This is a genomic window from Streptomyces sp. NPDC048106, assembly GCF_040706415.1.
Classification (GTDB): domain Bacteria; phylum Actinomycetota; class Actinomycetes; order Streptomycetales; family Streptomycetaceae; genus Streptomyces.
Map to the genome: position 1 here is coordinate 10404 of NZ_JBEZND010000063.1, position 22657 is coordinate 33060.

Here is a 22657-nt window from a genome sequence, read left to right on the forward strand (position 1 = left end):
TGTCGCGGTGCCCACGGCCGGCTGAGCCGATGGCCGCCGATCGCAGATATGCGTACGGCGCCGCCGCCGGACTCCTCGGCGACCTGCTCCTCGGCGATCCCCGCCGCGGGCACCCGGTCGCCGCGTTCGGACGGGCGGCCGCCGCTGCCGAGGGCGCGTTGTGGCACGACCACCGAGGCTGGGGCGCCCTGCACACCACCGTGTGCGCCGGGGGCGCCGTCGCGCTCGGAGCGCTGGCCGCCCGTGCCGTACGCCCCTCCCCCACCGCCTCCGTCGCCCTGACCGCCGCGGCCGCCTGGGCCGTCGTCGGCGGCACCTCCCTCGCCCGCGAGGCCCGGGCGATCGGGGACGCCCTGGCGGCCGGGGATGTCGAGGCGGCCCGCGCCCGGCTGCCGCACCTGTGCGGCCGGGATCCGCAGGCGCTGGACGCCGACGGCATCGCGCGGGCCGTGGTCGAGTCCGTCGCCGAGAACACCTCCGACGCGGTCGTGGGCGCCCTGGTCTGGGGCGCGGCCGCCGGGGTGCCGGGGCTGCTCGGCTTCCGGGCCGCCAACACCCTGGACGCGATGGTGGGTCACCGGTCTCCCCGCTACCGCCGCTTCGGCTGGGCGGCCGCGCGCCTGGACGACGTGGCCGGCTGGCCGGGGGCCCGGCTGACCGCCGTACTCGCCGCCGTCGCCGGACCCGACCCGCGCGGCGCGGTGCGGGCCTGGCGCGCGGACGCCCGCAGGCATCCGAGCCCCAACGCCGGTCCCGTGGAGGCGTCCTTCGCGGGTGCCCTCGGCGTGCGCCTCGGCGGCACCCTCTCCTACGGCGGCCGTGTCGAGCACCGCCCGGTGCTCAACGGCGCCACCGGACGGGCCGTACGGGTCACCGACATCGGCCGCGCGGTACGGCTCTCCCGCCGCGTCGGCCTGCTCGCGCTCGGCACCACCGTCGCCGCGCGGCTCCTGATCAGCGGCGTCAGCGGCGTCCGTGGCGTCAGCGGCGTCAGCGGGCGGAAAGGACACGCGAAGTGAACGGTGGTCTCCTCGTCGCCGGCACCACCTCCGACGCCGGCAAGAGCGTCGTGACGGCCGGGATCTGCCGGTGGCTGGCGCGCCAGGGCGTGAAGGTCGCGCCGTTCAAGGCGCAGAACATGTCCCTCAACTCCTTCGTCACCCGTGAGGGCGCCGAGATCGGGCGGGCCCAGGCCATGCAGGCCCAGGCATGCCGGATCGAGCCGACCGCGCTGATGAACCCCGTGCTGCTCAAGCCGGGCGGCGAACAGAGCAGCCAGGTGGTGCTGCTGGGCAGGCCGGTGGGCGAACTCAGCGCGCGCGGCTACCACGGCGGGCGCCAGCAGCGGCTGCTCGGCACGGTGCTGGACTGCCTGGCCGAACTGCGGGGCCGGTACGACGCGGTGATCTGCGAGGGGGCGGGCAGCCCGGCCGAGATCAACCTGCGCCGGACCGACATCGTCAACATGGGGATCGCGCGCGGTGCCGGGCTGCCCGTGCTGGTCGTCGGCGACATCGACCGCGGGGGCGTCTTCGCCTCCTTCTTCGGCACCCTCGCGCTGCTGTCGCCCGAGGACCAGGAACTGGTCGCCGGGTTCCTCGTGAACAAGTTCCGCGGCGACGTCTCGCTGCTGGAGCCCGGCCTGGACATGCTGCGGGGGCTCACCGGGCGGCGGACGTACGGCGTGCTGCCGTTCCGGCACGGACTCGGCATCGACGAGGAGGACGGACTCCGCCTCTCCCTGCGCGGGTCGGTGCGCGAGCCGGCCGTCGCCGCCCCGGCCGGCGAGGACGTGCTGCGGGTCGCCGTGTGCGCGATCCCGCTGATGTCGAACTTCACCGACCTGGACGCGCTGGCCGCCGAACCGGGCGTCGTGGTGCGGTTCGTGGACCGCCCGGAGGAACTGGCCGACGCCGACCTGGCCGTCGTCCCCGGCACCCGGGGCACGGTCCGGGCGCTGTCGTGGCTGCGCGAGCGGGGTCTCGCCGGCGCCCTGGCCGAGCGGGCCGCCGCCGGCCGGCCCGTGCTCGGCATCTGCGGCGGCTTCCAGATCCTCGGCGAGCACATCGAGGACGAGGTGGAGTCACGCGCCGGCGCCGTCCCCGGGCTCGGGCTGCTGCCCGTGCGGGTGCGGTTCGCCCGCGAGAAGACCCTCGCCCGGCCCCGCGGCCGGGCCCTCGGCGAGCCGGTCGAGGGGTACGAGATCCATCACGGCGTGGCCCGCGTCACCGGCGGGGAGGCCTTCCTGGACGGCTGCCGGGTGGGCGCGACCTGGGGCACCCACTGGCACGGCTCGCTGGAGTCGGACGGCTTCCGCCGCGCCTTCCTGCGCGAGGTGGCCGCCGCCGCGGGCCGCCGCTTCACCCCCGCGCCGGACACGTCCTTCGCCGCGCTGCGCGAGGAGCAGCTCGACCGGCTCGGCGACCTGATCGAACAGCACGCGGACACCGACGCGCTGTGGCGGCTCATCGAGTCCGGCGCGCCGCGAGGACTGCCCTTCATCCCACCGGGAGCGCCCGCATGAGCACAGTGTTGTTGTTGTCGACCGCCGACACGGACCTGCTGGCGGCCCGGGCCTCCGGCGCCGGGTACCTGATCGGCAATCCGACCCGGGTCGACGTCGCGGAGGAACTGCCGCGGCTGCTGGCGGGCGCCGACCTCGCCGTCGTACGGCTGCTCGGCGGCAGGCGCGCCTGGGAGGAGGGACTGGCCGCGCTGGCGGCCTCCGGCGTCCCGGCGGTGCTGCTGGGCGGCGAGACGGTGCCGGACGCGGAGCTGATGGCCGCGTCGACGGTGCCCGCCGGTGTGGTGGCCCAGGCGCTGCGCTACCTGGTGGAGGGCGGCCCCGGCAACCTGCGGGAGCTGTCCCGGTTCCTGTCCGACACCGTGCTGCTGACCGGCGAGGGCTTCGAGGAACCGCGCCGGATGCCGGAGTACGGCGTCCACGGCGCGCACGAAGTCCAGGACGGCCGCCCGACGGTGGGCGTGCTCTTCTACCGGGCCCATGAACTCAGCGGCAACACCGCCTTCGTGGACACCCTGTGCGCGGCGATCGAGGCACGGGGCGCCAACGCCCATCCCGTCTACTGCGGTTCGCTGCGCGGCGCGGACCCGGGCCTGTACGAGCTGCTGGGCCGGGCCGACGCGCTGGTGGCCACCGTGCTCGCGGCGGGCGGCACGCACGCCGCGCAGGCGTCGGCGGGCGGGGAGGAGGAGTCCTGGGACGTCGGGGCGCTGGCCGACCTCGGCATCCCGGTCCTGCAAGGGCTCTGCCTCACCTCCTCGCGCGCGGCGTGGGAGGAGTCCGACGCGGCCCTGTCCCCCATGGACGCGGCGATGCAGGTGGCGATCCCGGAGTTCGACGGCCGGCTGGTCACCGTGCCGTTCTCCTTCAAGGAGCAGGGCCCCGACGGGGTCCCGGTGTACGCCGCCGACCCCGAGCGGGCCGCGCGGGTGGCCGGGATCGCCGAGCGGCACGCACGGCTGCGGCACAAGCCGAACGCGGAAAAGCGCGTCGCGCTGGTCTTCACCGCGTACCCGACCAAGCACTCCCGCGTCGGCAACGCGGTCGGACTGGACACGCCCGCGTCGGCGGTCCGGGTGCTGGACGCGCTGCGCGACGCCGGATACGGGCTCACCGAATACCCCTCCGGCGGCGACGAGTTGATCCACCGGCTGATCGAGGCGGGCGGCCACGACGTGGAGTGGCTGACGGAAGAGCAGCTCGCCGCCGCGCCCGCGCGGGTGCCGCTGGCCGACTACCGGGCCTGGTTCGAGGAGCTGGACCCGCGGCTGCGGGAGGCGATGCGTCAGACGTGGGGCGAGCCGCCGGGCAGCCTGTACGTGGACGGCGACGACATCGTGCTGGCGTGCCTGCGGTTCGGCAACGTGGTCGTGCTGATCCAGCCGCCGCGCGGCTTCGGCGAGAACCCGATCGCGATCTACCACGACCCCGACATGCCGCCCTCCCACCACTACATGGCGGCCTACCGCTGGCTGGAGCACGGCTTCGGCGCGGACGCGGTGGTGCACATGGGCAAGCACGGCACGATGGAGTGGCTGCCGGGCAAGGGCCTCGGCCTGTCGCGCGGCTGCGCACCGGACGCGGTGCTCGGCGAACTGCCGCTGATCTACCCGTTCATCGTCAACGACCCCGGCGAGGGCACCCAGGCCAAGCGGCGCGGGCACGCCACGGTGGTGGACCACCTGGTGCCGCCGATGGCCCGCGCCGACACCTACGGCGACCTCGCCAAGCTGGAGCAGCTCCTGGACGAGTACGCGCTCGTCTCCGACCTCGACCCGGCGAAGGCCCCGGCCGTGCGCGCCCAGATCTGGACCCTGGTCAAGGCCGCCGAGCTGCACCACGACCTGCACGTGGCCGAGCAGCCGGACGACGACGCGTTCGACGAGTTCGTCATGCACATCGACGGCTACCTGTGCGAGATCAAGGACGTACAGATCCGCGACGGCCTGCACGTCCTGGGCGGCGGCCCGGTCGGCGAGCCCCGCGTCAACCTCGTCCTCGCCGTGCTGCGCGCCTCCCAGGTGTGGGGCGGCCGGGCGAACGCCCTGCCGGGGCTCAGGGCCTGTCTGGCGGACCGGTTCGGGCTGGTGGAGAAGGAGCTGCTGGCCGAGCCGGGCGCGCCCGCGAAGGTGCCGGCGGAGCTGACGGACCTGGTGGACGGTCCGGCGCGGACGGCCGCCGACGCGATCGATCTGCTGGAGCGGCTGTGCCGGCGGATCGCGGAGGACCTGGAGGCCCGGGGCTGGGCGCGCGAGGCCGTGGGGGACGTCGTGCGGGCGGCGCTCGGGGGCGTGCGGCTGCCGGAGGCGGTGGCCGTGCTGGAGTTCGCGTGCGACGAGGTCGTGCCGCGCCTCGCGCGGACCACGGACGAGATCGGGCACATCCTGCGGGCGCTGGACGGCGGTTACGTCCCGGCGGGTCCGTCGGGTTCCCCGACGCGCGGCCTCGTGAACGTCCTGCCGACCGGCCGCAACTTCTACTCCGTCGACCCCAAGGCGATCCCGTCCCGGCTGAGCTGGGAGGTCGGGCAGTCGCTCGCCGACTCGCTGGTGCGGCGGTACCTGGCCGACACCGGCGAGTACCCCCAGTCCGTCGGCCTGACGGTCTGGGGCACGTCCGCGATGCGTACCCAGGGCGACGACATCGCCGAGATCCTGGCGCTGCTCGGCTGCCGTCCGGTGTGGGACGACGCCTCGCGCCGGGTGACGGGCTTCGAGGTGATCCCGCCGGCGGAGCTGGGGCGCCCGCGCATCGACGTCACGGTCCGCATCTCCGGCTTCTTCCGGGACGCGTTCCCGCACGTGGTCGGGCTGATCGACGACGCGGTGCGGGCGGTGGCCGAGCTGGCGGAACCGGCGTCGGCCAACCATGTGCGGGCGCACGTGGAGGAGGACGTCGCCGAGCACGGTGACCGGCGGCGCGCCACGGCCCGGATCTTCGGCTCCAAGCCGGGCGCGTACGGCGCGGGCCTGCTGCCGCTGATCGACGCGCGCAACTGGCGTTCGGACGCCGATCTCGCCGAGGTGTACGCCGTGTGGGGCGGTTACGCGTACGGGCGGGGTCTGGACGGCCGGGCGGCGCGCGGGGACATGGAGACGGCGTTCCGGCGGATCGCGGTGGCGGCGAAGAACGTCGACACCCGCGAGCACGACCTGGTCGACGCCGACGACTACTTCCAGTACCACGGCGGCATGGTGGCCATGGTGCGGCATCTGACCGGCGCCAACCCCGAGGCGTACGTGGGCGATTCGGCCGTGCCGGACCAGGTGAGGACGCGCACGCTGGGCGAGGAGACGCACCGGGTGTTCCGGGCGCGGGTGGTCAACCCGCGCTGGATGGCGGCCATGCGCAGACACGGCTACAAGGGCGCCTTCGAGATGGCCGCGACCGTGGACTACCTGTTCGGGTACGACGCCACGGCGGGTGTGGTGGACGACTGGATGTACGAGCGGCTCGGCGCGGAGTACGTCTTCGATCCGGAGAACCGCGCCTTCATGAAGAAGTCCAACCCGTGGGCGCTGCGCGGCATCACCGAACGGCTCCTCGAAGCGGCGGACCGGGGCCTGTGGGCCGAGCCGGACGCGGACACGCTGGAGCGGCTGCGCGCCACCTATCTGGAGCTGGAAGGCGACTTGGAGGGCGACGACCAGTGACGACTCCCTTTCCTTTCACGGCCGTTGTCGGCCAGGACGATCTGCGGCTCGCGCTGCTGCTGAACGCCGTGTCCCCGGCGGTCGGCGGGGTGCTGGTGCGCGGCGAGAAGGGCACCGCGAAGAGCACGGCCGTGCGGGCCCTCTCGGCGCTGCTGCCGGCGGTGGCCGTGGTGCCCGGGTGCCGGTTCTCCTGTGCTCCGGGGGCGCCGGACGCGGCGTGTCCGGACGGTCCGCACGAGGCGGGGCCGGGGACCGAACGGCCCGCCCGGATGGTCGAGTTGCCGGTCGGCGCCTCGGAGGACCGGCTGGTCGGCGCGCTGGACATCGAGCGGGCGCTCGCGGAGGGCGTGAAGGCGTTCGAGCCGGGGCTGCTGGCCGACGCGCACCGCGGGATCCTGTACGTGGACGAGGTCAACCTCCTGCACGACCACCTGGTCGACCTGCTGCTGGACGCTGCGGCGATGGGTGCCTCGTACGTGGAGCGCGAGGGCGTCTCCGTGCGGCACGCCTCCAGGTTCCTGCTCGTCGGGACCATGAACCCGGAGGAGGGCGAGCTGCGGCCGCAACTGCTGGACCGCTTCGGACTGACCGTGGAGGTCGCGGCCTCGCGGGAGCCCGATCAGCGGGTGGAGGTCGTCCGGCGGCGGCTCGCCTACGACGACGATCCCGCCGGGTTCGCCGCGCGGTGGGCCGGCGAAGAGGCCGCCCTGCGGCAACGGATCGCGGCGGCACGGGAGTTGTTGCCTCGGGTACGGCTGGGTGACGCGGCGCTGCGGCAGATCGCGGCGACCTGCGCGGCCTTCGAGGTGGACGGCATGCGCGCCGACATCGTGATGGCCCGTACGGCGACCGCGCTGGCCGCGTGGGCGGGGCGGACCGAAGTACTCGCCGAGGACGTGCGGCAGGCCGCGCTGCTGGCGCTGCCGCACCGCAGGCGGCGCAACCCCTTCGACGCGCCGGGGCTCGACGAGGACAAGCTGGACGAGACGCTGGAGCGGTCCGCCGGTAAGGGCACGGACGACGGGGACGGCGACGACGATCCGGACGGTCCCGGCGGGGGCGGCGGGGGCGGGCAGCCGGCGCCCGGCTCCGGGCCGGAGGGCGGCGGGGACACCGCCGCGCGCCCGGAGGCCGGTGAGGGCGGGGAACCGCGGGCCGCGGGCGCCGGTCCGGCCGAGCAGTCCCCGGTGCGGGCGGCCGAGCCCTTCCGGGCCAGGGTGCTCAGCGTGCCCGGGATCGGGGAGGGTGCCGCCGGACGGCGGTCACGGGCGCGGACCGAGCACGGGCGGACGACCGGGGCGCGGCGCCCGCAGGGGGCCCTCACCAGGCTGCACCTGGCGGCGACCGTGCTGGCGGCGGCGCCGTACCAGCGGGCGCGCGGCCGCTCCGGGCCCGGGCTGGTGATCCGCCGGGACGATCTGCGGCAGGCGAGCCGGGAGGGGCGCGAGGGCAATCTCGTGCTGTTCGTCGTGGACGCCTCCGGCTCCATGGCGGCCCGGCAGCGGATGGGCGCCGTGAAGGGCGCGGTGCTGTCGCTGCTGCTCGACGCCTATCAGCGGCGGGACAAGGTGGGTCTGGTGACCTTCCGGGGTTCCGGCGCCGAGGTGGCACTGCCGCCGACGTCCTCGGTCGACGCGGCGGCCGTGCGGCTGGAGTCGCTGCCGACGGGCGGACGTACCCCGCTGGCGGCCGGGCTGCTCAGGGCCCACGAGGTGCTGCGGGTGGAACGGCTGCGGGATCCGGCGCGGCGGGCGCTGCTGGTCGTGGTGACCGACGGTCGGGCGACGGCCGGCGGCGCGGCGGGCGGGGCGGAGCCGGTCGCCCTCGCCGGGCGCGCGGCGCGGCTGTTCGCGGCCGAGGGGGTCGCCTCGGTGGTCGTGGACTGCGAGTCGGGGCCGGTGCGGCTCGGGCTCGCCGGGCGGCTCGCGGGTGAACTGGGCGGGGAGTCCGTCACGTTGGACGAACTGCGGGCGGATTCGATCGCCGGGCTGGTGCGGGATGTGCAGGGGACGTCGAGGAGGGCCGCGTAGTGCCGCAGGGGCAGCCGAGTGTCGTACCGGACGACGGGCTGACGACCCGTCAGCGCCGTAACCGGCCGTTGGTCGTGGTGCACACGGGCGTCGGCAAGGGGAAGTCCACCGCCGCGTTCGGGCTCGCCCTGCGGGCCTGGAACCAGGGGTGGCCCATCGGGGTGTTCCAGTTCGTCAAGTCGGCGAAGTGGAAGGTCGGCGAGGAGAACGCGCTGCGCGTGCTCGGTGCCTCCGGCGAGGGCGGGAGCGTCGACTGGCACAAGATGGGCGAGGGCTGGTCCTGGGTGCAGCGGGACGCGCAGATGGACAACGAGGAGAAGGCGCGGGAGGGCTGGGCGCAGGTCAAGCGGGACCTTGCGGCCCAGACGTACCGGCTCTACGTGCTCGACGAGTTCGCGTACCCGATGCACTGGGGGTGGGTGGACACCGACGAGGTCGTGGAGGTGCTGCGGAACCGGCCGGGCACCCAGCATGTGGTGATCACCGGGCGGAACGCGCCGGGCCGGCTCGTGGACTTCGCCGACCTCGTGACCGACATGTCCAAGGTCAAGCACCCCATGGACGTGGGGCAGAAGGGCCAGAAGGGCATCGAGTGGTGACGCCGTCGACGCCTCGGCTGGTCGTCGCGGCGCCCTCGTCGGGCAGCGGCAAGACCACCGTGGCCACGGGGCTGATGGCCGCGTTCGCCGCGCGGGGGCTCGCCGTGTCCGCGCACAAGGTCGGGCCGGACTACATCGATCCCGGGTACCACTCGCTCGCGACCGGGCGGCCGGGACGGAACCTGGACGCGTATCTGTGCGGCCCCGATCTGATCGCCCCGCTGTTCCTGCACGGGGCGCGAGGGTGCGACCTCGCCGTGGTCGAGGGCGTGATGGGGCTGTACGACGGTGCCGCCGGGGAGGGTGAGCTGGCGTCCACCGCGCAGGTGGCCAAGCTGCTGCGGGCTCCGGTGGTGCTGGTGGTGGACGCGTCGGCGCAGTCGCGGTCGGTGGCGGCGCTGGTGCACGGGTTCGTGTCGTGGGATCCGCTGGTGCGGGTCGGGGGCGTGATCCTGAACAAGGTCGGTTCCGAACGGCACGAGGAGCTGCTGCGGGAAGCACTCGACTCGGTGGGGGTGCCGGTCCTCGGGGTGCTGCGGCGGGCTCCGTCGGTGTCGACGCCGGCCCGGCACCTCGGGCTGGTGCCGGCCGCCGAACGGCGGGCCGCCGCCCTCGACGCCGTCGCGGAGATGGCGGCGCTGGTGGCCCGCGGCTGTGACCTGCCCGCGCTGGAGCGGCTGGCCCGCGCCGCCGGCCCCCTCCCCGCGGGGTCCGCGCCCTGGTCCCCGGAGCCGCCCGCCCACGACCGCCCCTCCCGGTCGCCCGGGCGGCCGGGGCCACGCGTCGCCGTCGCCGGCGGCCCCGCCTTCACCTTCTCCTACGCCGAGCACACCGAACTGCTCGCCGCCGCGGGCGCCGAGATCGTCACCTTCGACCCGCTCCGGGACGGGCGGCTGCCCGACGGCACCGCCGGGCTGGTCGTCGGCGGCGGTTTCCCCGAGGTGTACGCCGCCGAGCTGTCCGCCAACGAGCCGCTGCGCGAGGCCGTCGCCCGGCTCGCCGCGTCCGGCGCCCCGGTGGCCGCCGAATGCGCCGGACTCCTCTATCTCTGCCGGGAGTTGGACGGACAGCCGATGTGCGGCGTGCTGGACGCCGGGGCACGGATGACGGAGCGGCTCACGCTCGGGTACCGGGACGCCGTGGCCGTCGGGGACAGCGTGCTGGCCGGCGCGGGGACGCGGATGCGGGGGCACGAGTTCCATCGCACCGTGGTCGAACCGGGCGCCGGTGCCGCGCCCGCCTGGGGTGTCCGGGGCCCGGAGCGGCGGGTCGAGGGATTTGTACAGCGGGGCGTGCACGCGAGTTATCTGCACACGCACTGGGCGTCCGAGCCCGGTGTCGCCCGTCGGTTCGTGGAGAGGTGCCGGACGTCATGAGCAGCAGGCTGATCGGTGTCGGGGTCGGTCCCGGGGACCCGGAGCTGGTGACCGTGAAGGGGGTCAACGCGCTGCGGGCGGCCGAGGTGGTCGTCGTACCGGTGATGGCCGCCTCCGACGGGGCGGACGGCGGGGAGCCCGGGCGCGCCGAGGCGACCGTGGCGCACTACGTGCCCGCGGAGAAGATCGTGCGCGTGGTGTTCGCGCTGAACGAGCGGAGCGACCGGGCGCGCCGGGAGGCCGCCTGGGACGCGGCGGGCGAGCGGGTCGCGCGGCTGCTGGGGCGGCACGGGTCGGTCGCGTTCGCCACCATCGGGGACCCGAACGTGTACTCGACGTTCACCTATCTCGCGCAGACCATCGTGGAGCTGGTGCCCGGGGTCGTGGTGGAGAGCGTGCCGGGGATCACCGCCATGCAGGAGCTCGCGGCGCGCTCCGGTGCCGTGCTCACCGAGGGGACCGAGCCGCTGACGCTGGTGCCGGTGACGGCGGGGGCGGCGGTCCTGGAGGAGGCGCTGGCCGGGCCGGGGACGGTGGTGGCGTACAAGTTCGGGCGGCAGGCCGCCGAGGTCGCCGGGGCGCTGGCGCGGGCCGGGCGGCTGGCGGACGCGGTGTGGGGGTCGGCGCTGGGGCTGCCGGAGGAGTCGGTGCGGCCGGCCGCGGAGCTGGACGGTGCGCCGTTGCCGTATCTCTCGACGCTGATCGCGCCGCCGCGGCGGGACGGCAGGCGGGGCGGGAAGCTGTGAGCGCTGCCGGGCCGCCGGCGCGGTCAGCCGGAGATGCCGACCACCAGCCAGATGAACGCGGCCCCGGCCACCGTGCACAACAGGGTGGAGCGGGCCGGGTGCTCGTGGTGGGCCTCGGGCAGGATCTCGGCGGCGGCGAGGTAGAGCAGCACGCCGCCGAAGAGGCCGAGATAGCCGCCGAGCAGCGGTTCGGGGATGTGCACGAAGACGGTCGACAGCGCGCCCACCAGGGGTGCGCAGGCGTCGGCGAGCAGCATCCCGATGGCGCGGCGGCGGGCGTTGCCGTACAGGCTGGTGATGGTGAAGGTGTTGAAGCCGTCGGCGAAGTCGTGGGCGATCACGGCGAGCGCGACGGCCGTGCCCATGCCGCCGCCGACCTGGAAGGCGGCGCCGATCGCGACGCCGTCCATGGCGCTGTGGCCCACCATCGCACCGGCCGCCGTGAGGCCCACCTCGGGCGCCCGGTGATGGTCATGCTCGTCCCCGCCGTGGGCGGCCTGGCGCGCGGCGAGGGTGCGTTCCACGAGGTGGGCGATCAGGAAGCCGGTCACGAACAGGAGCAGCGCCGCGGGTACGCCGAAGATCTCGCGGTCGGCGGCGCGCAGCGCCTCCGGCAGCAGGTCCAGGCCGACCACGCCCAGCATCAGACCGCCGGCGAGTCCCAGGACGAGATGCCGACGGTCGGTCACCCGCTGAGCCGTCCAGCCGCCGGCCAGCGTCATCAGGAACGCGCCGAGCGCGACGAAGACCGCCATAGGCACTTGCTATCCGATGAAGGCGCCTTCGCGCACATCGGGCACCTCGCATATCGCCTCGCATCCTGACATTTCACCCCGCTACTGCCGTGTGCTTTCCGTACGAGAGGACCTTTTTCGATGGCCGACGCCCCCACAGACGTGCCCGCCGGGGCACCCCTCGGCAAGGTGACCTTCGTCGGGGCGGGACCCGGCGCCGCCGACCTGCTGACGTTCCGGGCCGCGCGCGCGATCGCGGCGGCGGACGTGGTGATCTGGGCGGCCAGCCTGGTCCAGGCGGAGGTGCTGGAGCACGCGCGCGCGGACGCGGAGATCCTGGACTCGGCGACGATGTCCCTGGAGGAGGTCGTGGCCGTCTACCGGCGCGCGCGTGCCGAGGGCCTGGAGGTGGCGCGGATCCACTCCGGTGACCCGGCGCTGTGGGGCGGCACGCAGGAGCAGCTTGACCGGTGCGCGGAGCTGGGGATCGCGACCGAGGTCGTCCCCGGTGTCTCGTCGTTCTCGGCCGTGGCCGCGCTCGCGCGGCGCGAGCTGACCATCCCGGAGGTCGCGCAGTCCGTCGTCCTCACCCGGCTCGGCGGCGGCAAGACGCCGATGCCGCCCGGCGAGGAGGTGCGCGAGTTCGCCCGGCACGGCACGACGATGGCGGTCTTCCTGTCGGCGGCGCGCAGCGGCCAGCTGGTGCGGGAGCTGCTGGAGGGCGGCTATCCGACGTCCACGCCGGTGATCGTCGCCCACCAGGCGACGTGGCCGGAGGAGCTGGTGGTGCGGTGCACGGTCGGCACGCTGGAGGAGACGGTCAAGGAGCACAAGCTCTGGAAGCACACGCTGTTCCTGGTCGGGCCCGCGCTGGACGCGCACGGCACCCGCTCGCACCTCTACCACCCCGGCCACTTCCACGGCTTCCGCAAGGCCGACCCGCACGCCCGGCGGGAGCTGCGCGAGCGGGGGGCGGGCAGGTGATCACCGTCGTCGGCACGGGGACGGGGGCGCCGCTTCCCGAGGACGTCACGGCGGGCGCCGCACTCGTCGTCGGCGGGCGGCGGCACCTGGACTCGGTACGGCTGCCCGCGGGGGCCGAGCGGCTCGTGCTCGGCCCGCTGGCGCCCGCGCTGGAGACCATCGCCGAGTACGTCGGCAGGGAGCTGCCGGTGCTGGTGCTGGCCTCCGGGGACCCCGGCTTCCTCGGGATCGTACGGGCGCTGGCCGAGCGGTTCGGCACGGAGCGGCTGTCGGTGCGCCCCGGGGTCTCCTCGGTGGCCACCGCGTTCGCCCGGCTCGGGCTGCCCTGGGACGACGCGCTCGTGGTCAGCGCGCACGGCAGGGCCCTGCGCACCGCCGTGAACGTCTGCCGGGCCCACCCGAAGGTCGCCGTGCTCACGGGCCCGGGCGCGGGCCCGGCCGAACTGGGCGCCGCGCTCGGTGGCCGCGACCGGGTGCTCGTCGTGGCGACGGCGCTGGGCGACCCGGAGCGGGAGCGGGTGGAGTGGCTGACACCCGCGCAGGCGGCGTCCCGCGACTGGGGCACGACGGTGAGCGTGGTCCTGAGCCTGGCCACACCTGCACCACAGGGGCAGGGACAGGGGCAGGCAGCCGATCCGGCGCACACGCCCGGCCCGGCGCACACGCCCGGTCCGGGGCAGGCGGCTAACCAGGAGCAGGCGGCCAACCCGGCACCCACACCCGGCCCGGAGCAGGCGACCGATCCGACGCCCACGCCCGATCCGGAGCAGGCGGCGGCCGACCCGGCGCACACGCCCGGTCCGGTGCAGGCGACCGATCCGCGGCAGCCGCCCGGCCCGGGGCAGGCGGCTAACCAGGAGCAGGCGGCCAACCCGGCACCCACACCCGGCCCGGTGCAAGCGACCGATCCGACGCCCACGCCCGATCCGGAGCAGGCGGCGGCCGACCCGGCGCACACGCCCGGTCCGGGGCAGGCGACCGATCCGCGGCAGCCGCCCGGCCCGGGGCAGGCGGCTAACCAGGAGCAGGCGGCCAACCCGGCACCCACACCCGGCCCGGAGCAGGCGACCGATCCGACGCCCACGCCCGATCCGGAGCAGGCGGCGGCCGACCCGGCGCACACGCCCGGTCCGGTGCAGGCGACCGATCCGGGGCAGCCGCCCGGCCCGGAGCAGGCAGCCGGTCCGGCGGGGAGCCCCCGTCCCCGGCTCGTGGTCGGGCCCCCGCGCACCATCGCCGGGGCGGTGGCCGGGCCCCGTCGGTGGGCCCTGGAGGAGGACGGGTTCGCGCACCGCGACTCCATGATCACCAAGTTCGAGGTGCGCGCTCTCGCCCTGGCCCGGCTCGGGCCCCGGCTCGGGGAGCTGGTGTGGGACGTCGGCGCCGGGTCCGGCTCGGTCGCGGTGGAGTGCGCGCGGTTCGGCGCGGCTGTCGTCGCCGTCGAGAAGGCCGCGGACGACGTGGCCCGGATCCGGGCGAACGCTCGTGCCCACGGCGTCGAGGTGGACGTCGTGCACGGCACCGCGCCCGAGGCGCTGTCCGGGCTCGCCGACGACCCGGACGCCGTGTTCGTCGGCGGCGGAGGGCGCGAACTGCCCGCCGTGATCCGGGCGTGCGCGCTGCGCGCGCGGCGCTCCGTGGTCGTGGCCATGGCCGCCCTGGACCGGGTGCCCGCGGCCCGGGAGGCACTGACCGGCGCCGGGTTCGCCTGCGACGGCGTGCTGCTCCAGTCCTCGCGACTCGCCCCGCTGCCGGGGAACGTGACCCGGCTCGCGGCCACCAACCCGGTGTTTCTGCTGTGGGGCGTCAGAACCCCCGTACCCATCGAAGGAGTTGACCAGTGATCGGCCTGATTTCCGCCACCGCGGCGGGGGCCGCGGCACGGGACCGGCTGGCCGCGGCCTGGCCGGACCGCACGCGGGTGTACGAGGGCCCGGCCGGGGAGGCGGTACGGGCCGCGTTCGCCGAGTGCGAGCGGCTGGTCTGCTTCCTGGCGACGGGCGCGACGGTACGACTGCTCGCGCCGCTGCTGGCCGGCAAGACGGCCGACCCCGGTGTGGTCTGCGTGGACGAGGCCGGCCGGTTCGCGGTGTCACTGCTCGGCGGCCACGGCGGCGGCGCCAACGAACTCGCCCGTGAGGTAGGCGAGTTGCTCGGTGCCGAGCCGGTGGTGACCACCGCCACGGACGCCGTCGGACTGGCCGGCCTGGACACGCTCGGCCTGCCCTGCGAGGGCGCGGTCGCCGCCGTGTCCCGGGCCCTGCTGGACGGCGAACCGGTCGCACTGCGGGCGGAGTCGGCGTGGCCGCTGCCGCCGCTGCCGGTGTCGCCTCGCGGGTCGTACACGATCCGGCTCACCGACCGGGACGTCCGGCCCGGCCCGCGGGAGGTGCTGCTACGGCCGCCGTCCCTGGTGGTCGGGGTCGGGGCGGCCAGGGGCGCGCCGGAGGACGAGGTGCTCGGCCTGATCGAGAAGGCGCTGCGGGAGGCGGGGCTGTCCCCGCGGTCCGTCGCCGAACTCGCCACCGTGGACGCAAAGTCGGCCGAGCCGGGCATCCTCGGCGCCGCCGCGCGCCTGGGCGTGCCCGTGGTGACGTACTCCGCGCCGGAGCTGGCCGCGGTGGAGGTGCCCAACCCCTCCGCCGCACCCCTCGCGGCCGTCGGCACCCCGTCGGTCGCCGAGGCGGCCGCGCTGCGCCGGGGCGGTGAACTCCTCGTCCCCAAGCGGAAGTCGGACGGCTCCCCGGCGATGGCGACCTGCGCCGTCGCACGGCGCCCGGCGCGCGGGCGGCTCGCGGTGGTCGGACTCGGGCCCGGCGCCCGGGACCTGCTCACCCCGCGCGCGACGGCCGAGCTGCGGCGGGCCTCGGTACTGGTCGGGCTCGACCAGTACGTGGACCAGATCCGCGATCTGCTGCGGCCCGGCACCCGGGTGCTGGAGTCGGGGCTCGGCGCCGAGGAGGAGCGGGCCCGCACGGCGGTCGAGGAGGCCCGGCGCGGGCACGCGGTGGCGCTGATCGGCAGCGGTGACGCGGGCGTGTACGCCATGGCCTCGCCCGCGCTCGCCGAGGCGTCCGACGACATCGACGTGGTCGGGGTGCCCGGGGTGACGGCCGCGCTGGCCGCCGCCGCGATCCTGGGCGCGCCGCTGGGCCACGACCATGTCTCCATCAGCCTCTCCGACCTGCACACCCCGTGGGAGGTCATCGAGCGGCGGGTGCGGGCGGCGGCCGAGGCGGACCTCGTGGTCACCTTCTACAACCCCCGCTCCCGGGGCCGCGACTGGCAGCTTCCCGAGGCGCTCGGCATCCTCGCCGGGCACCGCGCGCCGACGACGCCCGTGGGTGTCGTCCGCAACGCCTCGCGGCCGGACGGGTCGAGCCGGGTCACCACGCTCGCCGGGCTCGACCCGGCGACGGTCGACATGATGACGGTCGTCACCGTGGGCAACACCGCGACCCGGACCGTCGCCGGGCGCATGGTGACCCCGCGCGGCTACCGCTGGCAGGACCCGTCGGTCGGCGGCTGCGCCGCCGGGCGGGAGGGCGACCGGTGAACCGGATCGTGCACCCCATCGAGCAGGAGTCCTTCCGGCGGCTGCGCGCCCGCCTGGACACCTCGCACCTGCCGCCGCTGACCCGGGCGGTGACGGAGCGGGTCATCCACTCCGCCGCCGACCTGGACTACGCGGGCGACCTCGTCATGGCGGAGGCCGACCTGGTGCCGGCGCATGCCGCACTGCACGCCGGGGCGCCGGTCGTCGTGGACGTGGAGATGGTCGCGGCCGGCATCACCCGGCGGCGGACCGTGTGCCGGCTCAAGGACGCCCGGTCCGGCCCGGGCCTCACCCGCTCGGCGCACGCGGTCCGGCTCGCCCACGAGGAGGTCGGGCCCGGCGCCCTGTGGGTGATCGGCTGCGCGCCGACCGCCCTGGAGGAGCTGCTGGCCCTGGACGCCGCCCCCGCGCTCGTCATCGGCCTGCCCGTCGGCTTCGTCGGCGCGGCCGAGTCCAAGGCCGCGCTGCGCGCGAGCGGGCTGCCCGCCGTGAGCAACGTGTCCGAGAAGGGCGGCTCGGCGGTCGCCGCCGCCGCGCTCAACGCCCTGCTGTACCACCCGATCTCGCCCGAGGAGAACCCGTGACCACCCCGCCCGCCCTGCTGATCGCCGGCCACGGCACCCGTGACGACGCCGGAGCCGAGGCGTTCCGCGCCTTCGTGCGGGAGCTGGCGCGCCGCCGCCCGGAGCTGCCCGTCGCGGGCGGCTTCATCGAGCTGTCCCCGCCGCCGCTGGGCGACGCCGTGGCCGAGCTGGTGGAGCGGGGCGTACGCCGGTTCGCCGCCGTGCCGCTGATGCTGGTGTCCGCCGGGCACGCCAAGGGCGACATCCCGGCCGCGCTGGCCCGCGAGAAGGAACGGCACCCGGGCATCTCGTATACCTACGGCCGTCCGCTCGGCCCGCACCCGGCGCTGCTGGACGTCCTGGAGCGGCGCCTGGCCGAGGCGGTCGGCGACCAGGACCGCGCCGGGGTGACCGTGCTGCTGGTCGGCCGCGGCTCCACCGACCCGGACGCCAACGCCGAGGTGTTCAAGGCGGCTCGGCTGCTGTGGGAGGGCCGGGGGTACGCCGGTGTGGAGACGGCGTTCGTGTCCCTCGCGGCGCCGGACGTGGCGAGCGGTCTCGACCGCTGCGCGGCGCTGGGCGCGCGGAAGATCGTCGTGCTCCCCTACTTCCTGTTCACCGGGATCCTGCCGGAGCGGGTGCGGCGGCAGACCGGTGAGTGGGCGGCCGCGCACCCGGAGACCGTCGTGTCCTCGGCCGAGGTCATCGGGCCCGAACCGGAGTTGCTGGACCTGGTGCTCGAACGGTACGAGGAGGCCGTCCGGGGCGATCTGCGGATGAACTGCGACTCGTGCGTGTACCGGATCGCGCTGCCGGGCTTCGCGGACAAGGTGGGGCTGCCGCAGCAGCCGCACTTCCACCCGGACGACGAGGGCCACGGACACGGGCACCACCACGGCGGGCATCCGCACAGCCATGCGCGCTGAGGACTCCCCCGGGCTCGACCTGCGGCATCACGGGGACGCCGAGGTACGGGACGACGGCTCGTCGCTGGTCGATCTCGCCGTCAACGTGCGCGCGGACACGCCCCCGCGGTGGCTGCGCGACCGGATCGCCGCGTCCCTGGCCTCCCTCGCCACCTACCCGGACGGGCGGGCCGCGCGGGCGGCGGTGGCGGCGCGGCACGGGCTGCCGCGGTCGCGGGTGCTGGTGACGGCGGGCTCGGCGGAGGCATTCGTGCTGCTCGCCCGCGCGCTCGGGGTCCGCCGGCCGGTCGTCGTGCACCCGCAGTTCACCGAGCCGGAGGCGGCGCTGCGGGACGCCGGTCACACGGTGGAGCGGGTGCTGCTGCGGCCCGAGGACGGCTTCCGGCTGGATGCCGCGCCGGTGCCCGAGGACGCCGATCTGGTGGTGATCGGCAACCCGACGAACCCGACGTCGGTCCTGCACCCGGCCGGGGCGATCACCCGGCTGGCCCGGCCCGGGCGGGTGCTGGTGGTCGACGAGGCGTTCATGGACGCGGTGCCGGGCGAGCGGGAGGCGCTGGCGGGGCGGACGGACGTGCCCGGACTCGTGGTGCTGCGCAGCCTGACCAAGACCTGGGGGCTGGCGGGTCTGCGCATCGGCTATGTGCTGGCCGAACCCGGGATCATCGCGGAGCTGGAGCGGGCCCAGCCGCTGTGGCCGGTGTCCACGCCGGCGCTCGCCGCCGCCGAGGCGTGCATGTCGGCGCGCGCCCTGGCGGAGGCGGGACACGCGGCGCACCGCATCGCCGCGGACCGGGCGCACCTGGTCGCGGGCCTGTCCGCGCTCGCGCCGCGCGGGGTGCGGGTGGCGGAACCGGCCGAGGGGCCCTTCGTGCTGGTCACCGTCCCGGAGGCGGCGGCCGTACGGCGGCGGTTGCGCGGCCTCGGCTACGCCGTGCGCCGGGGGGACACCTTCCCGGGGCTCGGCACCGACTGGATACGCCTCGCGGTCCGCGACCGGGCCACGACGACCGGTTTCCTGGCCGCGCTGTCGGTCGCGCTCGGCTGACGGGAGGCCTGCTCGGGCCGCGTGAGCCGGTCGGTCTCCGCCGCCGTCTCCTCGTCCGCCGCCAGGAACACCACGAGCTGCTGGTCGTCCGCCGGGACGCCCAACGACTCGCGCTGCAGGCGCAGTTCGGGACCGGAGGGGTGACGGAGGCGGAGCACGCCACGGGCCGGAAGCGTGTGGAGGTCGAGGCGGCGGGTGAACTCGGGGCCGGCCTGGGGGGCGAGTTCCGCGACGAGCCACTCGACGTTCTCGATGCGCGGGCCGCGCCACAGGTCGAAGGCCTGCTCGTCGGCGACCGCGGGCCAGTCGGCGAAGAAGGCGCGCGCCCGGGGGTCCGTGAAGACGTACCGCGTCAGGTTCGGCGCGTCGCCGTCGAGCAGTCCGGTGCCGCCGGTCAGCGCCGCGAAGCCGCTGGTGTGCGCGAGGAGGTCGCCGACCCGGTTGGTCACCACGGCGATGCCCGGCTCCAGCAGGGCGAGGGTGCGCAGGACCTCGGGCCGCACGTCGCGGCGGGCCGGGGACGGCCGGGTGTGGGCGCTGCACTCGCCGCCGGTGATCTTCGCGAGGTAGCGCACATGGTCGCGTTCGGCCGCGTCGAGGCTCAGCGCGTCGGCGAGGGCGTTCACGATGGACACCGAGGGGTTGCGGTCGCGGCCCTGTTCGATGCGGGTGAGGTACTCGACGCTGATCCCGGCCCGGGTGGCGAGGTCGAGGCGGCGCAGGCCGGGCGAGCGGCGGCGGTCGCGGTCGGGCAGGCCCAGCGTCCGCGGCTGGATGCTGTCGCGCTTGGCGCGGATGAAGTCTCCCAGCGGTGTCCCCATGGATCCGAGGGTAGTTGGGGGTGCGCGCGCACGGGCGGGCTCAGGGTGGCCCTGTGGGGGCCAGCCTGGGCCCGGCCTGGCTGGGCGCCGCCGGGCGGCCCATCGTGGTGGCCATGGCGAAGAACACGAACAAGTTGCTGATCATCGTCGGAAGCGTCCGGGAGGGCCGGTTCGGTCCCGTCGTCGGTTCCTGGGTGGCCGAACAGGCGCGGGCCCACGGCGGGTTCGAGGTGGACGTGGTCGATCTGGCGGACGTCGACGTGCCGTTGAGCCTGCCGGCGGCGTCCCCGAAGCACGCCGGGGACGACTACCCCCGGCCGGCCGGGATGGCGCGGCTCACCTCGGCCCTCGCGGAGGCGGACGCGTTCGTCGTCGTCACGCCCGAGTACAACCACAGCTACCCCGCTTCGCTGAAGGCGGCCATCGACTGGCACTTCACCCAGTGGACGGCCAAGCCGGTCGCCTTCGTCAGCTACGGCGGTGCGGCGGGCGGGCGGCACGCGGTGCTGCATCTGGAGAACGTGCTGACCGAACTGCACGCGGTGACCGTCCGGGACGGGCTGTCCTTCCCGAACTACTTCACCGCCTGGCGGGACGGCCGTCCCCTCGACGAGGCGGCCCCCCTGTACGCCAAGACCGTGCTGGACCAGCTGAGCTGGTGGTCGGACACCCTGCGGGCGGGGCGGGAGGCGGCGCCGTATCCGGGGTGACGAGCCCGTCGGTCGGACCCGGTCCCGGACCGGGACGACGGCGCCCCTCCCGCCCCTGCCCGGCCCTCAGCTCTTCCGGCGGCGCGCCACCATCACCGTGCCCCCGCCCACCGCCAGCAACGCCACCGCGCCACCCGCGATGTACGGCGTCGCCGGGCTGCCTCCGGTCTCCGCGAGGTCGGTGCCCGAAGCGCCGCCCTGCGGCTTCACATCGGCGGCCGGGGCGGCCTCGGACTTCGTGCCGGAGGCCGGCGCGTGGCTCTGCGCCGGGTGCCGCGCGGGCGGGGCCGTCGGGGACGCGCAGGTCGCCTCGGCCAGCGTGACCGTGCCCTCGACGTCCGCGACGTTCAGCTTCAGGGGGTTGACGGACACCTTGAGCCGGAGCGCGGTGGCGGCCGCCGTGCGCGAGGTGGTGGTGTGCCGGGCCAGGTCGAGGCGGACCTCGCCGACGCCGGGGACCTTGACGTCGGTGGGGCCCTCGGCGGTGAGCGTGACGCGGCGGCCGAGGACGGTGACCGTGCCGACGACCCGCGCGTCGGCGACCGGCGCCCGGCCCGCCTCGCAGGTGGCCCGCGCGGTGACGGTGTCCACCTCGATCAGGGACAGCAGGGGCAGCCCGGGGACGTGCAGCTTGGCGTGCACGAGGCGGACGGAGCCCTCGGCGCGCCGGTCGGTGACGGTGGCCTTGGACCGGGCCACGTCCGCGCTGAGGACCGTGAACGGGTCGCCGTCCGCCACCCCGTCGAGGTGGGCGGACAGGGCGGTGCGGTCGGCGCTCCGCGGTGCCTTGACCTCGTTGAGGGAGACGGCGAGCGGGACGTCGACGGATTTGTCGAGCAGGGACACGTCGAGCCCGGTGTGCAGGACGGCGGCGGTGGCGCGGCCGGTGTTCCCGGTCGCGTGCGCGGCGCCCGCGCCCAGGACGGCGGGCGCGGTGGCCAGGGCGGCGACCGTCGCCGCGGCGGCGAGACGGCGTACGGGCATGCGGAAGCTGGTGCTGTTCAAGGCGGTGGGACCCCCCAGAAGGAACTGCTTGGGACCCGTCAACCTTGTCGTCAGTGTGGGTGAATGGTCAGCAAACCTGGGTCACTTCACTCAAACGTGGAAATTCCGCACGCCTCTTCGAATCACCGGGCACAGGCGTTCCTCACACGAGCACGCGCTCCGGGGGCCCCGACTCCCCCTACTCCACGACGGCCCCGTTCAGCACCACCCTGCGCGGCGCCGCCAGCACCCCCACATCCGCCCGGGGGTCGCCGTCGTAGACCACGAGGTCCGCCGGTGCCCCCTCCTCCAGGCCGGGCCGGCCGAGCCACGCGCGCGCGGACCAGCTCGTCGCCGCGAGGGCCTCGACCGGCGGGATGCCCGCCGTGACCAGTTCGGCGACCTCCGCCGCGACCAGGCCGTGCGGCAGCGAGCCGCCGGCGTCCGTGCCGACGAACACCGGGATCCCGGCGTCGTAGGCGGAGCGCACGGTGTCGTAGCGCCGCTCGTGCAGCCGTCGCATATGGGCCGACCAGCGCGGGAACTTGCTGTCGCCGCCCGCCGCGAGCCGCGGGAAGGTGGCGATGTTGACGAGGGTGGGCACGATGGCGACGCCCCGCTCGGCGAACAGCGGGATCAGTTCCTCGGTGAGGCCCGTGGCGTGCTCCACGCAGTCGATGCCCGCCTCGACCAGGTCGCGCAGGGAGTTCTCGGCGAAGCAGTGCGCGGTGACCCGGGCGCCCAGCCGGTGGGCCTCGGCGATCGCCGCCTCGACCGGCTCGCGGGGCCAGCAGGGGGAGAGATCGCCGAGGTCGCGGTCGATCCAGTCGCCGACCAGCTTGACCCAGCCGTCCCCGCGCCGCGCCTCCTGGGCGACGTAGGCGACGAGCTCGCCGGGTTCGATCTCCCAGGCGTAGTTGCGGATGTAGCGGCGGGTGCGGGCGATGTGCCGGCCGGCCCGGACGATCTTCGGCAGGTCGGCGCGGTCGTCGATCCAGCGGGTGTCGGAGGGTGAGCCGGCGTCCCGCATCAGCAGGGTGCCGGCCTCCCGGTCGGTGAGCGCCTGCTTCTCCGCGGTGTCCGCGTCGACCGGACCGTGCGCGTCCAGGCCCACATGGCAGTGGGCATCGACCAGGCCGGGCAGCGCCCAGCCCTCGACGGTGCGGACGTCCCGGGCCCCGGCCGGACGGTCGTACGACACCCGGCCGCCGACCACCCACAGCTCGTCGCGTACCTCCTGCGGTCCGACGAGGACCCTGCCCTTCACATGCAGCACCGGCTGATCGCTCATACCGGCACCTTAGAGGGCTAGGGGGTGTCCGGCGGATCTTGGCGCAGACGCGGGGTCCGGCACGCCGATCTGCGGCGTTGTCGTCGGTCGCCGACGCCCGCGTCGACTCCCT

General features: G+C 75.6%; 16 protein-coding genes and 3 pseudogenes. 15 read left to right on the forward strand and 4 right to left on the reverse strand.

Going from position 1 to position 22657, the window contains the following annotated elements:
• Window positions 1–29: 29 nt before the first annotated feature.
• From AB0927_RS38335 to cobI, 7 genes are read left to right on the forward strand one after another with little or no spacing between them, the layout of a single operon-like run.
• Window positions 30–1019, forward strand: a complete 990-nt coding sequence (locus AB0927_RS38335) for a cobalamin biosynthesis protein (RefSeq protein ID WP_366672477.1) — start codon at window positions 30–32, stop codon at window positions 1017–1019.
• Window positions 1016–2524, forward strand: coding sequence for a cobyric acid synthase (locus AB0927_RS38340; protein WP_366672478.1), 1509 nt, complete (start codon window positions 1016–1018; stop codon window positions 2522–2524). Before AB0927_RS38335 ends, AB0927_RS38340 begins: the two co-directional genes overlap by 4 nt.
• Window positions 2521–6177, forward strand: a complete 3657-nt coding sequence (gene cobN, locus AB0927_RS38345) for a cobaltochelatase subunit CobN (protein ID WP_366672479.1) — start codon at window positions 2521–2523, stop codon at window positions 6175–6177. The genes AB0927_RS38340 and cobN overlap by 4 nt, the downstream gene beginning before the upstream one ends.
• Window positions 6174–8207, forward strand: coding sequence for a putative cobaltochelatase (locus tag AB0927_RS38350; protein ID WP_366672480.1), 2034 nt, complete (start codon window positions 6174–6176; stop codon window positions 8205–8207). The genes cobN and AB0927_RS38350 overlap by 4 nt, the downstream gene beginning before the upstream one ends.
• Window positions 8207–8806, forward strand: coding sequence for a cob(I)yrinic acid a,c-diamide adenosyltransferase (gene cobO, locus AB0927_RS38355; RefSeq protein ID WP_366672481.1), 600 nt, complete (start codon window positions 8207–8209; stop codon window positions 8804–8806). The genes AB0927_RS38350 and cobO overlap by 1 nt, the downstream gene beginning before the upstream one ends.
• On the forward strand, window positions 8800–10182 hold the full coding sequence (locus AB0927_RS38360; protein ID WP_366672482.1) for a cobyrinate a,c-diamide synthase: 1383 nt from the start codon (window positions 8800–8802) through the stop codon (window positions 10180–10182). The genes cobO and AB0927_RS38360 overlap by 7 nt, the downstream gene beginning before the upstream one ends.
• Window positions 10179–10928 carry a precorrin-2 C(20)-methyltransferase gene (cobI, locus tag AB0927_RS38365; RefSeq protein ID WP_366672483.1) on the forward strand — a complete coding sequence of 250 codons (750 nt, stop codon included), beginning with the start codon at window positions 10179–10181 and terminating at the stop codon, window positions 10926–10928. Before AB0927_RS38360 ends, cobI begins: the two co-directional genes overlap by 4 nt.
• A gap of 23 nt (window positions 10929–10951) precedes the next feature.
• Here the strand turns inward: cobI and AB0927_RS38370 are convergent, their stop codons facing one another.
• On the reverse strand, window positions 10952–11683 hold the full coding sequence (locus AB0927_RS38370; protein WP_366672484.1) for a ZIP family metal transporter: 732 nt from the start codon (window positions 11681–11683) through the stop codon (window positions 10952–10954).
• Between the two features lie 120 nt (window positions 11684–11803).
• On the opposite strand from AB0927_RS38370, the gene cobM reads away from it, so the two are divergent.
• The 7 genes and pseudogenes from cobM to cobC all read left to right on the forward strand — a co-directional run bounded on the left by cobM (window position 11804) and on the right by cobC (window position 18739).
• On the forward strand, window positions 11804–12646 hold the full coding sequence (gene cobM / locus AB0927_RS38375) for a precorrin-4 C(11)-methyltransferase (RefSeq protein WP_366672485.1): 843 nt from the start codon (window positions 11804–11806) through the stop codon (window positions 12644–12646).
• Window positions 12643–13236 (forward strand): annotated as a pseudogene (gene cbiE, locus AB0927_RS38380) (precorrin-6y C5,15-methyltransferase (decarboxylating) subunit CbiE); the annotation flags it as partial. The gene cobM and the pseudogene cbiE, both read left to right, overlap by 4 nt.
• A 627-nt stretch (window positions 13237–13863) precedes the next feature.
• A pseudogene (gene cbiT, locus AB0927_RS38385) lies at window positions 13864–14490 on the forward strand (precorrin-6Y C5,15-methyltransferase (decarboxylating) subunit CbiT); the annotation flags it as partial.
• Window positions 14487–16202 carry a precorrin-3B C(17)-methyltransferase gene (gene cobJ, locus AB0927_RS38390; RefSeq protein WP_366672486.1) on the forward strand — a complete coding sequence of 572 codons (1716 nt, stop codon included), beginning with the start codon at window positions 14487–14489 and terminating at the stop codon, window positions 16200–16202. The pseudogene cbiT and the gene cobJ, both read left to right, overlap by 4 nt.
• Window positions 16199–16786, forward strand: a complete 588-nt coding sequence (locus tag AB0927_RS38395; protein ID WP_366672487.1) for a precorrin-8X methylmutase — start codon at window positions 16199–16201, stop codon at window positions 16784–16786. Before cobJ ends, AB0927_RS38395 begins: the two co-directional genes overlap by 4 nt.
• Window positions 16783–17691, forward strand: a complete 909-nt coding sequence (locus AB0927_RS38400; RefSeq protein ID WP_366672488.1) for a sirohydrochlorin chelatase — start codon at window positions 16783–16785, stop codon at window positions 17689–17691. The genes AB0927_RS38395 and AB0927_RS38400 overlap by 4 nt, the downstream gene beginning before the upstream one ends.
• Window positions 17681–18739: an Rv2231c family pyridoxal phosphate-dependent protein CobC gene (gene cobC, locus AB0927_RS38405; RefSeq protein ID WP_366672489.1), complete on the forward strand. Its 1059-nt coding sequence runs from the start codon at window positions 17681–17683 to the stop codon at window positions 18737–18739. The genes AB0927_RS38400 and cobC overlap by 11 nt, the downstream gene beginning before the upstream one ends.
• Before the next feature lie 41 nt (window positions 18740–18780).
• Here the strand turns inward: cobC and AB0927_RS38410 are convergent.
• Window positions 18781–19560: pseudogene (locus AB0927_RS38410) on the reverse strand (helix-turn-helix transcriptional regulator); the annotation flags it as partial.
• Window positions 19561–19673: 113 nt separating this feature from the next.
• On the opposite strand from AB0927_RS38410, the gene AB0927_RS38415 reads away from it, so the two are divergent.
• A complete protein-coding gene (locus AB0927_RS38415; RefSeq protein WP_366672494.1) occupies window positions 19674–20270 on the forward strand; it encodes an NAD(P)H-dependent oxidoreductase in 597 nt (198 codons plus the stop codon).
• A gap of 66 nt (window positions 20271–20336) precedes the next feature.
• Here the strand turns inward: AB0927_RS38415 and AB0927_RS38420 are convergent, their stop codons facing one another.
• Together AB0927_RS38420 and AB0927_RS38425 are read right to left on the reverse strand one after the other, a co-directional pair.
• Window positions 20337–21275 carry an SCO1860 family LAETG-anchored protein gene (locus AB0927_RS38420; RefSeq protein ID WP_366672490.1) on the reverse strand — a complete coding sequence of 313 codons (939 nt, stop codon included), beginning with the start codon at window positions 21273–21275 and terminating at the stop codon, window positions 20337–20339.
• A 178-nt stretch (window positions 21276–21453) separates the two neighbouring features.
• Window positions 21454–22545 (reverse strand): amidohydrolase family protein, encoded by a 1092-nt coding sequence (locus AB0927_RS38425; RefSeq protein ID WP_366672492.1) that lies wholly within the window; start codon window positions 22543–22545, stop codon window positions 21454–21456.
• Window positions 22546–22657: the final 112 nt, after the last annotated feature.

Coding starts and splice junctions, on each gene's coding strand:
- cobN (WP_366672479.1), top strand. CDS start 2,521: ATGAGCACAGTGTTGTTGTTGTCGACCGCCGACACGGACCTGCTGGCG.
- AB0927_RS38335 (WP_366672477.1), top strand. CDS start 30: ATGGCCGCCGATCGCAGATATGCGTACGGCGCCGCCGCCGGACTCCTC.
- AB0927_RS38415 (WP_366672494.1), top strand. CDS start 19,674: ATGGCGAAGAACACGAACAAGTTGCTGATCATCGTCGGAAGCGTCCGG.
- cobI (WP_366672483.1), top strand. CDS start 10,179: ATGAGCAGCAGGCTGATCGGTGTCGGGGTCGGTCCCGGGGACCCGGAG.
- cobM (WP_366672485.1), top strand. CDS start 11,804: ATGGCCGACGCCCCCACAGACGTGCCCGCCGGGGCACCCCTCGGCAAG.
- AB0927_RS38370 (WP_366672484.1), bottom strand. CDS start 11,683: ATGGCGGTCTTCGTCGCGCTCGGCGCGTTCCTGATGACGCTGGCCGGC.
- cobC (WP_366672489.1), top strand. CDS start 17,681: ATGCGCGCTGAGGACTCCCCCGGGCTCGACCTGCGGCATCACGGGGAC.
- AB0927_RS38425 (WP_366672492.1), bottom strand. CDS start 22,545: ATGAGCGATCAGCCGGTGCTGCATGTGAAGGGCAGGGTCCTCGTCGGA.